We start from the raw sequence: 13,271 nt of genomic DNA on the forward strand, positions 1-13,271 counted from the left end.
GGGTTTGATCGTTGGCGTCTCGACAGCGCACATGATCGTCCCAAGGCCGCTCTGTTGTCTGGGGAACGAGGAAACCCGTGGCCGGAACGGTGTTCGAGCCACGGGCTGAGGTTAAACAACAAGCTAGGGCGCGGACGCGTCCGCCGCGGACCGCTCGGCGGACGGTCCGCTCCGGGCATGCGCGGGGCGGCCGCCCCGCGCATGTCGGGATCCCCGCTGTCCCCGCGTGGCGGTAGGCTCGGAGCCCGCGAACGGGCGTTCGATGCCCGTCGCGCCCCTTTTCTTTCGAGACAGCGTGCGCCTTGCGTCCAGGGCCACCACCCCCTTCGAGGACAACGGAGGATTCCGCGTGCGGGTTCTGGGAGTCGACCCTGGGCTCACCCGGTGCGGCGTCGGCGTCGTCGACGGCGCGATCGGGCGGCCGCTGCGCTTCGTCGCCGCGGGCGTCGTCCGCACCGCAGCCGACACCGACCTGCCCGACCGGCTCCTCGGAATCGAGGAGGGTATGGAGACGTGGCTGACCGAGCACCGCCCCGACGCCGTCGCGGTCGAGCGCGTCTTCGCCCAGCACAACGTCAGCACGGTGATGGGCACCGCCCAGGCGAGCGCCGTCGCCATCACCTGCGCCGCCCGCCGCGGCCTTCCCGTCGTCCTGCACACACCCAGCGAGGTCAAGGCCGCGGTCACCGGCAGCGGCCGCGCCGAGAAAGCCCAGGTGCAGCACATGGTGGCGCGCCTGCTCGACCTCGGCACCGCGCCCAAGCCCGCCGACGCCGCCGACGCGGTCGCGCTGGCCATCTGCCACATCTGGCGGGGCGGCGCCCAGGAACGGGTGGCCAAGGCCCAGCAGGAATTCGCCCGCAAGGTCGAGATGGCGCGGCGTCTCCGGGGATGATGGCGGGCGGGAAACCCCACCCACCTCCCGCACCAACCACACCCACCACAGCAGGAACGAGCGAGGAAGAGGGAAGCCGTGATCGCGTTCCTCAGCGGCCGCGTGGCGGCCCGGAGCATCGAAACCGCCGTCATCGAGGTGGGCGGCGTCGGCATGACCGTGCACTGCACCCCCGCCACCCTGTCCACGCTCCGGGTGGGGGAAAGCGCGACGGTCGCCACCTCCCTCGTGGTCCGCGAGGACTCCCTGACCCTCTACGGCTTCGCCGACGACGACGAGCGCGACGTGTTCGAGCGCGTCCAGACCGCCAGCGGCGTCGGACCGCGCCTCGCGATGGCCATGCTCGCCGTGCACACCCCCGACACCCTGCGCCAGGCCGTGACCGCCGAGGACACCGCAGCGCTCACCCGCGTGCCGGGCATCGGCAAGAAGGGCGCCCAGCGCATCGTTCTGGAGCTGCGGGACAAGCTCGGCGCACCGTCGGCCGTCCCGGTCGCGCCCGACGGCGCGCCCGCTCCCGGCCCCGGCCCGACCGCATCGTGGCGCCCCCAGGTGGTCTCCGGGCTGGTCAACCTCGGCTGGTCGGCCAAAGACGCCGAGGCCGCGGCCGACACCGTCGCCCCTGAAGCCGACGAGCACCCCGACGTCGCCGTCCTTCTACGCAGCGCCCTGCGCAGCCTCAGCCGGGCCTGACCCACCGCCCGCGCGGCGGCCGCTGGGGGCCGCGCCACCCCGACCCCCTGACCACCGCGAGCTGGAGCCCGGAGAAAGGAAACCGCCTCCGCCATGACCGAGCACGAACGTGAGATGGTCTCACCCGACGCCGACCTGGACGACCGGGCCGTCGAGGGCGCCCTGCGGCCCAAGCGGTTGGAGGACTTCGTCGGCCAGGAACGCGTCCGCGAGCAGCTGTCCCTGGTGCTGCGCGGCGCGCAGCGGCGCGGCCGGGCTCCCGACCACATCCTGATGTCGGGCGGGCCGGGCCTCGGCAAGACCACGCTCGCCATGATCATCGCCTCCGAGCTCGGCGCCCCGCTGCGGATCACCTCCGGCCCCGCCATCGAGCGCTCCGGCGACCTCGCGGCGGTGCTGTCCACCCTGCAGGAGGGCGAGGTGCTCTTCCTCGACGAGATCCACCGCATGGCGCGACCCGCCGAGGAGATGCTGTACGTCGCCATGGAGGACTTCCGCGTCGACGTCGTCGTCGGCAAGGGGCCCGGGGCGACCGCGATCCCGATCGACATCGCGCCGTTCACCCTCGTGGGAGCGACCACCCGGGCCGGGCTGCTGCCCGCCCCGCTGCGCGACCGCTTCGGGTTCACCGCGCAGATGGACTTCTACCGGGCCGACGAGCTCGAACACATCCTGCGCCGCTCGGCCGGGCTGCTCGGCGTGGACCTCGAAGACGACGCCGCCGTCGAGATCGCCGGGCGCTCCCGCGGCACGCCGCGCATCGCCAACCGGCTGCTGCGCCGCGTGCGCGACTACGCCGAGGTGCACGGCGACGGGCACCTCACCCTCGACACCGCCCGCGCCGCTCTCACCCTCTACGAGGTCGACGGCCAGGGATTGGACCGGCTGGACCGCGCCGTGCTCGACGCTCTGCTGCGCCGGTTCCGCGGTGGACCCGTCGGGCTGTCCACCCTCGCGGTGTCGGTGGGGGAGGAGCCCGAGACCGTGGAGGTCGTGGCCGAGCCGTTCCTGGTGCGCTCGGGCCTGATCGCCCGCACCCCGCGCGGTCGCGTGGCCACCCCCGAGGCGTGGGCGCACATGGGGCTCACCCCGCCGCCCGACGCCGCGTTCGGTGCCGGGATCGCGGACACCGCGCCCGTGGAGCCCCCGGACCCTTCCTGACCTCCTGGTGTTCGCCGGGCGGGAAGCACGTAGGCTGAAGTGGCGGACCTCACCGGAGCGAGGTCGGCCCACACCTCGCGGCCGGGAGCGCCGTAGGAAGCGGCGAGCGCGGGCGATCGGGAACATGCGCCCCGCGTTACCCGTTGACGAGGGGCGGCGACGTTCGCGTCCCACGCCCGCGTGGCGGTGGCCACGAGGAAAGACGTAAGGAAGGACACCCCGTGCAGGGCCATGACATTCTCGCAGCGGCCGCCCAGCAGGACGGCGGCAGCATCCTAGGGATGATCCTCCCGTTCCTGCTCATCGCGGTCGTCTTCTGGCTGCTGATCCTGCGCCCCCAGCAGAAGCGGCGCCAGCAGGAGAGCCGGATGCAAAGCACGCTGCGGCCGGGCGTGGAGGTGCTGACCAAGGCCGGGTTCTACGGCACCGTGGTCGAGGTGCGGGAGAACGAGGTCGAACTGGAGATCTCTCCCGGCGCCCGGATCCGGTTGCTCAAGGTCGGCATCGGTGATGTCGTCACCCCCGGGCAGGGGACGCAGGACGACACCCCCGTCGAAGACCGCCCCGACTTCCCCGGCGGATCCGACGACTCCAAGAGCTGACCGCCCAACCGCTGGATGCGGCGCGTCGGTGCGCCGCCGCGGCTGAGACCATCACCGACCGGCGCGCCGGCCGGCGACCGCACCGGCCCCGCGGAGCGGGGCCGGTGCGTGATGTTGCGGACCCACGCGGTGGCCCCCGTCCGGTCACCTCCCGCCTCCCTCCCCACGAACCAGATCTGACCAGCGTTTTCCCACACAACCTCCGTCTAGAAGGCGAGACGACCCCCGATCATGGCCGAACAGCTGACCGACCGCGCCGACCTAAGCGACCTCATCGCGGCGGGCATCCGCGATATCCCCGACTTCCCCAAGCCGGGCATCACGTTCAAGGACATCACCCCGCTGCTGGGCACCCCCGAGGCGCTGCGGGCCGTGGTGTCCGCCGTGGCCGCGTACTACGGAACGGACGCCGTCGACGCGGTCGTCGGCCTGGAGGCCCGCGGGTTCATCCTGGGCGCACCGATCGCGCTGGAGCTCGACGCCGGGTTCGTTCCGGTCCGGAAAGCGGGGAAACTGCCCGCGCGAACGCTGCGGGAATCCTATGATCTGGAATACGGCACCGCGACGGTCGAACTGCACGCCGACGCGATCACTCCGGGTAGCCGCGTGCTCATCGTCGATGACGTGCTGGCCACAGGTGGCACAGCTCGGGCCGCGGTGGAGTTGGTTCGCAGAGCGGGTGGTACCGTCGTGGGACTCTCGGTCCTGATGGAACTCGCCTTCCTCCAGGGCCGCGATCAGCTGACCGACGTGGATGTCCACGCTCTCACCGTGGTCTGAGCCCTCATGCCCGGCCCCGGCGTCCCGGTTGCCCGAGCCTCACCCCTCCGACGTGCGGAGACGCCCCTAAAACGGGCATTAGACTATCGGGCATAACCGAGCTGCGATGGCGCGTTGGTACTGGTGAGCCGATCGTTCACGACGCAGACGTCAACCCGGCGGGCCGCGAAGGCGACGACCATTCCCTTCTCGGGCTCCGGGCCAAGCCGCGGGAGGGATGTCCATGCCACGTGAGGTACTTTCGGCCGAGACGGCGCCCAAGAGCCACGACTCGCCGACACCAGCGCTACGCCCCGCGGCCTCGGTATCTCCCCAAGAAGAACGGTCGCGAAGATCACAGTGTCCGGTGGGCGCCGCGGAATCCGCGGCGCCCACCGCGCACCAGGACCCGGAAAACCATACGGCTCCGGCCGCAGGGCGGCCGGAGGGGGACACCCCCGCATCCGCGGACGGCTCCGCCGCGCAAGCGAATGGTGATCCCACCGGACGGCCCGCCTCCGCAGGCCCACCGGGTCCGTCGTCTACCGTGCGAGTACGCCGTCGGCTCGCACGACTCGGAGCCCAGCGGGGGGTGACCATGAACCCGGTTCTCGAACCACTCATCAAGACCGTACGCGCGACCCACCCCAAGGTCGACGTGCGGCTGCTGGAGCGCGCCTATGACGTGGCCGCCCACCACCACCGGGACCAGAAGCGCAAGAGCGGCGACCCCTACATCACCCACCCCCTCGCCGTCGCCACCATCCTCGCCGAACTGGGTATGCAGGAGCCCACGCTCGCCGCCGCGCTGCTGCACGACACCGTCGAGGACACCTCCTACACGCTCGACCAGCTGCGCGCCGACTTCGGCGACGAGATCGCCGAACTCGTCGACGGCGTCACCAAACTCGACAAGGTCAAGTACGGCGAGGCCACCCAGGCCGAGACCGTCCGCAAGATGGTCGTGGCCATGTCCCGCGACATCAAGGTCCTGGTCATCAAGCTGTGCGACCGACTGCACAACATGCGCACCCTGCGGTACCTCCCGCAGCGCAAGCGCGAGCAGAAAGCGCGCGAGACGCTGGAGATCTTCGCCCCACTGGCCCACCGGCTCGGAATGAACACCATCAAGTGGGAGCTTGAGGACCTGGCGTTCGCGACGCTCTACCCCAAGCGCTTCGACGAGATCGCCCGCCTGGTCTCCGAGCGCGCCCCCCGGCGCGACGTCTACCTGCAGGACGTCATCGAGGCCGTCTCCGCCGACCTGCGCGAGGCCAGGATCAAGGCGACGGTGCGCGGCCGCCCCAAGCACTACTACTCCATCTACCAGAAGATGATCGCCCGCAACTGCGGCTTCGACGAGATCTACGACCTCGTCGCGGTGCGGGTCCTGGTCGACAGCGTCCGCGACTGCTACGCGGCACTGGGCACCATCCACGCGCGGTGGAACCCGGTCCCCGGCCGGTTCAAGGACTACATCGCCATGCCGAAGTTCAACATGTACCAGTCGCTGCACACGACGGTCATCGGTCCTTCGGGCAACCCTGTCGAACTCCAGATCCGCACCCGCGCGATGCACCGCCGGGCCGAGTACGGTATCGCCGCGCACTGGAAGTACAAGGAGGACCGCAGCAGCGGAGGCAAGGAGAGCGCCAAATCCAAGGGCGCCGGGGACATGGCCTGGCTGCGGCAGCTCATCGACTGGCAGCAGGAGACCAAGGACCCGGGGGAGTTCCTCGACGCGCTGCGCTTCGACCTCTCGGTGCAGGAGGTCTTCGTCTTCACCCCCAAGGGCGACGTCATCGCGCTGCCGCAGGGCGCCACCCCCGTCGACTTCGCCTACGCGGTGCACACCGAGGTCGGCCACCGCACCGTGGGCGCCCGCGTCAACGGTCGCCTGGTCGCACTCGAAAGCGAGCTGCACAACGGCGAAACGGTGGAGGTCCTCACCTCCAAGACACCGGACGCCGGACCGAGCCGCGACTGGCTCAACTTCGTGAAGAGCGCGCGGGCGCGCAACAAGATCCGGCAGTGGTTCACCAAAGAGCGCCGCGAGGCAGCGATCGAGCAGGGCAAAGAGGCCATCGCCCGCGTGATGCGCAAGCAGGAGCTGCCCATCAAGCGGCTCTTCAGCGGCGAGGCGCTGATCGCCCTGGCCCGGGACCTGCGCTACAGCGACGTCGACGCGCTGTACGCCGCCGTCGGCGAGGGCCACGTCGGCGCGCAGAACGTGGTGCAGAAGCTGGTGGACTCCCTCGGCGGGATCGAAAGCGCCGAGGAGGACATCGCCGAGTCCTCCCTGCCCACCCGCTCGAAGCCCAAGCAGCGCCCCGGGGGCAACCCCGGCGTGGTCGTCGAGGGCGACTCCGATGTGTGGGTACGGCTGTCGAGGTGCTGTACCCCCGTCCCGGGTGACGACATCGTCGGGTTCGTGACCCGCGGAAACGGCGTCTCGGTGCACCGCCGCGACTGCGTCAACACCCGCGCCCTGGACCCCGAGCGCATGGTGCACGTGGAGTGGAAGCCCACCGAGGACTCCATGTTCCTGGTGGCCCTGCAGGTGGAGGCGCTGGACCGGTCGCGCCTGCTGTCGGACATCACCCGCGTCCTGTCCGACCAGCACGTCAACATCCTCTCGGCGACCGTGCAGACCAGCCGCGACCGGGTGGCGCTGAGCCGGTTCACCTTCGAGATGGCCGACCCCACCCACCTCGGTCATGTGCTGCGCGCTGTGCGCGGCGTCGACGGCGTCTACGACGTCTACCGGATGAAGAACTGAGCGCCTAAACCGCCGCGGGAACCCCTGAAACCTGCGTGCGGGCGCTGACGCCGCGGCCCCGGCCGCGGACACCCGCCCCCATTCGGCTCCGTTCCGGGGCCGGCGCGGTGGCACGATCGCGGGACCAACCGCGGCCCGCGGCGGCGTGTCGGGCATCTGCTCGCCCCTGGGCAGCGATACTGCCGAATATGTTGAAGTTCTCACTGGACGCTCTGGCCCGAAAACACCTGGACACGGCGGCACGGTCATCGGCCGGACGCAGCGCCGAGACGTTCTACGGCGGCCACGAACACATCCTGCGGCAGACCCTGGTCGCGCTGATGCGCGGCAGCTCCCTCTCCGGGCACGAGGGCCCGGGGGAGGCCACCCTGTACGTCCTCAGCGGCCGGGTGCGGCTGACCGCGGACACCGATTTCTGGGAGGGCCGCGCGGGTGACCTGCTGATCCTCCCCTCCGCCGAGCACAGTCTGGAGGCGCTGGAGGAGGCGGTCGTCGTGCTGACCGTGGCGGTTTCCCGGGAGAACGCGAACGTGCCCGCGCCCGAGATGCGGGGCACGAGCGCCTGAGGGGCCACGCGTTCGGGGGCGGCTCCACGCTCTCGCCCGCCCCCGTCCCGGGGGTAGGGCGGTGCGATCACAACGGGCGTCGCGACATGACACGGCCCGGTCCCGCGGACGGAACCGGGCCGTGCGGAGCCCGCGGAGCCTCTCGGCTCAGCTCATCTCCTCCAGGGTCTTCTCGGCCTCGGCCAGCCAGGAGCGGCGGGCCGTCAGGGCGTCCTCGACCTCGCGGATCTTGCGCTCGTTGCCGCCGGCGCGGGCCTTCTCCAGCTTGGCCTCAAGATCACCGATGGAGTCGCGCAGCTGGGAGATGGTCGCTTCGGCGCGGGCGCGAGCTTCGGGATTGATGCGGTCCCACTCCTTCTCCTCGGCCTTGCGGACACCCTCCTCGATCTTGCGGAAGGCTCCCTCCAGGCGGTCGCGGGAGTCGCGGGGCAGCGGCCCCGCCTCCTCCCAGGCCTCCTGGAAGGCGCGGAGCCGGGCGCGCGCCTCGCGCGGGTCGGAGATCGTGGAGAGCTCCTGGCGGGCCTCCTCCAGGATCTTCTCCTTGGCCTCGGCGTTGACTTGCAGCTCGGCGTCACGCTCGGCGAAGACGGCGTTGCGCGCCTGGAAGAACCTGTCCTGGGCGGTCTTGAACCGCGCCCACAGCTTGTCCTCGCTGGCGCGGTCGGCACGGCCGGCGGCCTTCCACTGCTGCATCAGGTCGCGGTAGCGCCCCGCCGTGGGGCCCCAGTCGGTCGAGTCGGCCAGCGCCTCGGCCTCCGCGACGATCTGCTCCTTGTCGCTGCGGATCTGCTCGCGCTGCTGGTCCAGCCCGGCGAAGTAGGCCTTGCGGCGCTTGGAGAAGGCGTTGCGCGCCGCCGACATGCGCTTCCACAAGGCCTGCTCGGTCGGGCGGTCGGCGCGGGGCGCGGCCTTCCATTCGTCGATGAGCTGGCGCATCCGTTCGCCGCCGGTCTTCCAGTGCGTGGTCTCCGCCGCCACGCGCTCCGCCTCGGCGACGATGCGCTCCTTGATGTCGCGCGCCTCGTTGCGGGCCGCCTCCTGGGCGTGCTTCTGCTCGACCTTGCGCTCCTCCGCGCGCTCGGTCAGCACGTCCAGCCTGCGCGCCAGCGCGTCGAGGTCGCCAACGGCGTGGGCCTCCCGCACGGCGGTGCGCAGCTTCTCCACGCTGGACAGAGCCTGAGACGCCGAGAGGTCGGTGGTGCGGAGCCGGTTCTCCAGCAGGTCGACCTCGGTCACCAGGGCGTCGTACTTGCGGCGGAAGAACGCGAGAGCCTCCTCGGGCGCACCGGCCTGCCACGAACCGACGACACGTTCGCCCTCGCTCGTGCGCACGTAGACCGTGCCGTCGTCGTCTACGCGGCCCCAGGGGTCCGTGGTCACCGTGTCCTCCAGCTGTGATGTGCCTGACGCGGCGGCGCCAGGTCGTGTTTGTCGCGGCAGCCTACATCCTGAATGTCCCGACGTCCGGTTGCGCGCTCCGGGAGACGGGGACTGACACGACGATGCATATGCACAATATCCGTACACAATGTCGGATATCGACGTCGTCAGACTACTGTTATCGCATCTCAGCGGGGCCGACCGGGGCGCGGAACGCGCTGGTCGCAGCGCCGGGATGTCGGCCCGTCCCGGACGTCTCGTCGAGGAACGCTGGCCGATATGACGACGACCAATATGGCATCGTCGAGCCGTTTGGCAAAGGGCCAAGTGGCGCGCGGTGATCGAATGGTGATGAAGCGGTACCCGCGGGAGATCCAGCTGAGCCGCACCGGCCGGCAGCGGCGCCTCGCACCGGCCCAAGACCCGGTCGCTCCGTCCGCCCGTCCTCGGTACCCTCAGGGGAGAGGCGCGGCCGCCGGGTCGCCGTCTCCCCGCCCTTTTCCACGCGCGCCCGCCGCCACCGGCGCGCGGGCCGCGGGATCCGCACACGCAGACACTGAATCGAGGACAGCCCCGCCGTGCTCATCGCCGCCTTCCCCGCCGGTCCGCTCGCCGCGAACTGCTACGTGGCCGCACCGGCCAAGGACGCGGGGTGCGTCGTCATCGATCCCGGCCAGGACGCCGCCACCGGACTGGCGGAGACGCTCGACGAGCACGGCCTGCGTCCCGAGGCCGTCCTGCTCACGCACGGCCACTTCGACCACGTCTGGTCGGCGGCGCAGGTGGGCGCGGCGTACGGTGTGCCCGTCTACATCCACTCCGACGACCGCGCGCTGCTCACCGACCCCGGCAAGGGGCTCGACGCCGCTCTGGCCGCCCAGCTGTCCGGCCTGCTCGCGGGCGCCACCCCGGGCGAACCGGACGACCTGGTGGAGCTGGTGGGAGGCGAGACACTGGACCACGCCGGGCTCCGCGTCAGCGTCGAACACGTCCCCGGCCACACACCCGGTTCGCTCGTTTTCGCCCTCCCGGGCGCCGACGACCACCCCGGGATGCTGTTCACCGGCGACCTGCTGTTCGCCGGCTCGATCGGCCGCACCGACTTCCCCGGCGGCGACCACGGGGAGATCCTGCGCAGCCTGGACCGGGTCTGTACGAACCACCCCGACGACGCCGCGGTGCTCCCCGGCCACGGTCCGCAGACCACCATCGGCCGCGAACGTGCCACCAACCCGTTCCTGCGAGATATCACCGGCCGCTAGTCCGGTGCGCCTCGGACTGGCGGCACCGTCCCTGGTCGGCATGACCACGGTCACCTCGATCACGATGTCCGCTGCCGGGACCGCGAGCTGTTCGATCATCCTGTCAGAATCAGGCAGGCAGGACAGCTTTCGGGACTGGTCTCCATGATCGGACCGCTCGATGCGATCGCCAAGATGGACCGGGTCTTCGCGCACGTCAGGCAAGATGAGTAGATACGTTGAAAACGTTGAAGGAGAACCCCGTTGATCCGCACGCATGACGCCGGTGCCCTGCGCGCCGAGCATGCTGACGAGACCGTCGTCCTCGCCGGGTGGGTGGCGCGCCGCCGCGACCACGGTGGCGTGGTCTTCCTCGACCTGCGCGAAGCTTCCGGCGTGGTGCAGGTCGTGGTCCGCGAGGACGACCTCGCCCACGACCTGCGTGCTGAGTACTGCATCAAGGTGACCGGAAAGGTCCGCGTTCGCCCGGCCGGCAACGAGAACCCCGAGATTCCGACCGGCGCGATCGAGGTCGTCGCCGACGAGATCGAGGTGCTGAGCGAGGCCGCGCCGCTGCCCTTCCAACTGGACAGCGCGGCCGATGTCGCGGAGGAGACACGCCTCCGCTACCGCTACCTCGACATTCGGCGCCACGAGATGGCGGAGAACCTCCGGATCCGTTCGAAGGCGACCTACATCGCCCACGAGATCATGAAGGACAACGGGTTCGTCTACGTCGAGACCCCGTACATGACGCGCTCGACACCCGAGGGCGCTCGCGACTTCCTGGTTCCGGTCCGGCTGCAGCCTGGGCACTGGTATGCGCTTCCGCAGTCGCCGCAGCTGTTCAAGCAGCTGCTGATGGTCGGCGGCATGGAGCGGTATTACCAGCTGACCCGTTGCTTCCGCGACGAGGACCTGCGCGCCGACCGGCAGCCCGAGTTCACCCAGATCGACCTGGAGATGAGCTTCGTCGACGAAGAGGACATCTTCAGGGTCGGTGAGGAGCTGTTCAGCCGGTTGCTGAGCGAGGTGCGTGGCGTCGACCTGCCGCGTCCCTTCCGCCGGATGAAGTTCGCCGAGGCGATGGACCGCTTCGGCTCCGACAAGCCGGACCTGCGCTTCGGGCAGGAGATCACCGAGCTGACCGAATACTTCGCGAACACCGAGTTCCGTGTCTTCCGGAACCCCTACGTCGGGGCCGTGGTGATGCCAGGTGGGGCGTCCCAGACCCGTAAGGAGCTCGACGCCTGGCAGGAATGGGCCAAGTCGCGGGGTGCCAAGGGCCTGGCCTACGTGCTGGTCGAGGAGGATGGATCGCTGGGCGGTCCGGTCGCCAAGAACCTGTCGGACGAGGAGCGCTCGGGCCTGGCCGAGAAGGTCGGAGCCAAGCCCGGCGACGCCGTCTTCTTCGCCGCGGGCTTCCGGACAGCCAGCCAGGAACTGCTCGGCGCTGCCCGCCTTGAGATCGGCAAGCGCTGCAACCTCATCGACGAGTCCAAGTGGGAGATCCTCTGGATCACCGACATGCCCCTGTTCGAAGAGGGGGACGAGCCGGGCATGTGGACGCCGGTACACCACCCGTTCACCGCTCCGGCCGTCGAGGTGGAAAAGACCTTCCAGGACGACCCGGAGAACGCGCCCTCGCGCGCCTTCGACCTCGTCCTCAACGGCTACGAGTTGGTATCGGGATCGATCCGTATCCACCAGGCCGAGGTCCAGCAGAGGGTCTTCGACGTCATCGGCCTCAGCAAGGCCGAGGCCGAGTCGAAGTTCGGCTTCCTCCTGGAAGCCTTCAAGTACGGCCCGCCCCCCCACGGTGGCCTTGCCGTGGGCTGGGACCGTGTCGTCATGCTGCTCGCTGGACAGAACACGATCCGCGAGGTCATCGCCTTCCCGAAGACCGCGTCGGGCGGTGACCCCCTGACGGGAGCACCGACGGAGATCCCGCCGGAACAGCGTGAAGAGGCCGGGATCGACTTCGTGCCGGAGAAGGACGCGAAGTAGCGATTGATATTTTGTTCGGAGGAGGGGGCATCCTCCGACGAAATAATCGAAGTCCCAGGGTGGGGCGGAGGCATCAGCGCCTCCGCCCCACCTCTGTTGTTTTTCGATGACGGAAGATGTCATTCATCCATGCCTTGGGGTATTTAGCGGAATGTGGCTTGCGGTCGGAGTAGTCCGCAGCCGACCCAGGAGGTAGGGATATCGACGGCCGCAGTACGGCTTCAGGGGTCAAGGGCATGTGTCCGGGCTGTTCACCAGCCGCGGTTACCCGTCGCAGGGCAGCGCTGCCAGCCCCCGGCCGAACGTTCCCGACACGTCAGGGTGGTTCACAGGTGCCGGACTGCCGCACCGTGGCCGTCCAACAGCTTGGCGGATCCGATGACGCCGCCGCACGAGATGGGCTCTATCCGCTATCTCGCGGAGTTGAGCGTCCTCGATGAGGACGGTGAAGACGGCGCCTGCCTACGTGCGGGGCTCGCGTCCTGGAACGGTCAGCAGGACCTGATGCGTGCGGCACGAGACGTCGTGACCCCGTAAGTACATCGAGAGGTGGTCGAGCAGGGCGCGGTCCTCCTCCGTCCCCTCTGGTTCGACGGCATCAGGGGAGGCAGGGGGAGGAGGCGACGGCCGGGGTGTTACGCGGATGCCCTGCCAGGCGAACGCTTGAGGCGTACAGTGGGGGCGGGAGCGCCGCCCCCTGGGGGGTGGAGGGGGATTTACTTCTTTGCCGCTCCGCATTGCAGGCAGCAGATGGTCTCACTATCGGGGTTGCTATAGCTGCACAGGCGGCAGGTCCAGTTGCGGACGATGAGGTGCGCTCGACAGATTCCCTGGGGGCGGGGCGTTGATTCGCACATGGGTGAATTGTAGTTGCTTGTCCCTTCGTAAAGGTTGGTGCAAGCTGTCTGGTTTCGGCATGTTTCGGGGGCAAGGCCAGGGGTGCGGCCAGAGTCGTGGGGAATCGGTGCCAATCGTGCGATCTTTCGCTGGGGCCCGCGGGGTGCAGGGGTATCACCGGCAGCCCTGTGGCGTAACCTGGGTCGTGCTCAATGCGGGGCCACTGGGGAAGCGGTCACGCCGTAGTAACGATTGCGGAAAAATACCCCCTTCTCCACGTGTTGATTCGATGGGGTTTTTCCCTTATGGCTGGTTTTCGTATAGTCAGGATGAAATGTCCCGCGCGGTCGG

10 protein-coding genes are annotated in these 13,271 nt (G+C 69.7%); 9 read left to right on the forward strand and 1 reads right to left on the reverse strand.

The features are described from left to right. Positions 1 to 349: 349 nt before the first annotated feature. The 7 genes from ruvC to ABD259_RS24770 all read left to right on the forward strand — a co-directional run bounded on the left by ruvC (position 350) and on the right by ABD259_RS24770 (position 7,455). A complete protein-coding gene (gene ruvC / locus ABD259_RS24740; RefSeq protein WP_344105542.1) occupies positions 350 to 895 on the forward strand; it encodes a crossover junction endodeoxyribonuclease RuvC in 546 nt (181 codons plus the stop codon). Positions 896 to 973: 78 nt separating this feature from the next. Next, complete coding sequence (gene ruvA, locus ABD259_RS24745; RefSeq protein ID WP_344165585.1) at positions 974 to 1,588, forward strand: Holliday junction branch migration protein RuvA; 615 nt, start codon at positions 974 to 976, stop codon at positions 1,586 to 1,588. Positions 1,589 to 1,681: 93 nt separating this feature from the next. Then, positions 1,682 to 2,749, forward strand: coding sequence for a Holliday junction branch migration DNA helicase RuvB (gene ruvB, locus ABD259_RS24750; protein WP_344165588.1), 1,068 nt, complete (start codon positions 1,682 to 1,684; stop codon positions 2,747 to 2,749). 221 nt (positions 2,750 to 2,970) lie between these two features. Next, the gene (yajC, locus tag ABD259_RS24755) at positions 2,971 to 3,351 is read left to right on the forward strand and encodes a preprotein translocase subunit YajC (protein ID WP_344105534.1); all 381 of its coding nucleotides are present in this window, start codon (positions 2,971 to 2,973) and stop codon (positions 3,349 to 3,351) included. 231 nt (positions 3,352 to 3,582) lie between these two features. Continuing rightward, on the forward strand, positions 3,583 to 4,131 hold the full coding sequence (locus ABD259_RS24760) for an adenine phosphoribosyltransferase (RefSeq protein ID WP_344165591.1): 549 nt from the start codon (positions 3,583 to 3,585) through the stop codon (positions 4,129 to 4,131). A 577-nt stretch (positions 4,132 to 4,708) separates the two neighbouring features. After that, the gene (locus tag ABD259_RS24765; protein ID WP_344105531.1) at positions 4,709 to 6,889 is read left to right on the forward strand and encodes a RelA/SpoT family protein; all 2,181 of its coding nucleotides are present in this window, start codon (positions 4,709 to 4,711) and stop codon (positions 6,887 to 6,889) included. A 188-nt stretch (positions 6,890 to 7,077) separates the two neighbouring features. Continuing rightward, positions 7,078 to 7,455 carry a cupin domain-containing protein gene (locus tag ABD259_RS24770; protein ID WP_344105529.1) on the forward strand — a complete coding sequence of 126 codons (378 nt, stop codon included), beginning with the start codon at positions 7,078 to 7,080 and terminating at the stop codon, positions 7,453 to 7,455. Positions 7,456 to 7,602: 147 nt separating this feature from the next. Here the strand turns inward: ABD259_RS24770 and ABD259_RS24775 are convergent, their stop codons facing one another. After that, positions 7,603 to 8,835 (reverse strand): DUF349 domain-containing protein, encoded by a 1,233-nt coding sequence (locus tag ABD259_RS24775; protein WP_344165594.1) that lies wholly within the window; start codon positions 8,833 to 8,835, stop codon positions 7,603 to 7,605. A 578-nt stretch (positions 8,836 to 9,413) separates the two neighbouring features. On the opposite strand from ABD259_RS24775, the gene ABD259_RS24780 reads away from it, so the two are divergent. Next, positions 9,414 to 10,097, forward strand: a complete 684-nt coding sequence (locus ABD259_RS24780; protein ID WP_344165596.1) for an MBL fold metallo-hydrolase — start codon at positions 9,414 to 9,416, stop codon at positions 10,095 to 10,097. Between the two features lie 243 nt (positions 10,098 to 10,340). Further along, on the forward strand, positions 10,341 to 12,083 hold the full coding sequence (gene aspS, locus ABD259_RS24785) for an aspartate--tRNA ligase (protein WP_344165598.1): 1,743 nt from the start codon (positions 10,341 to 10,343) through the stop codon (positions 12,081 to 12,083). The last annotated feature ends 1,188 nt before the right edge of the window (positions 12,084 to 13,271 follow it).

The organism is Nocardiopsis rhodophaea (genome assembly GCF_039530945.1).
Taxonomy (GTDB): domain Bacteria; phylum Actinomycetota; class Actinomycetes; order Streptosporangiales; family Streptosporangiaceae; genus Nocardiopsis_C; species Nocardiopsis_C rhodophaea.

What these genes read in the sequence shown, in the direction of transcription:
- ruvB (WP_344165588.1), top strand. Translation starts at nt 1,682, where the DNA reads ATGACCGAGCACGAACGTGAGATGGTCTCACCCGACGCCGACCTGGAC.
- ABD259_RS24760 (WP_344165591.1), top strand. Translation starts at nt 3,583, where the DNA reads ATGGCCGAACAGCTGACCGACCGCGCCGACCTAAGCGACCTCATCGCG.
- ABD259_RS24765 (WP_344105531.1), top strand. Translation starts at nt 4,709, where the DNA reads ATGAACCCGGTTCTCGAACCACTCATCAAGACCGTACGCGCGACCCAC.
- ABD259_RS24770 (WP_344105529.1), top strand. Translation starts at nt 7,078, where the DNA reads ATGTTGAAGTTCTCACTGGACGCTCTGGCCCGAAAACACCTGGACACG.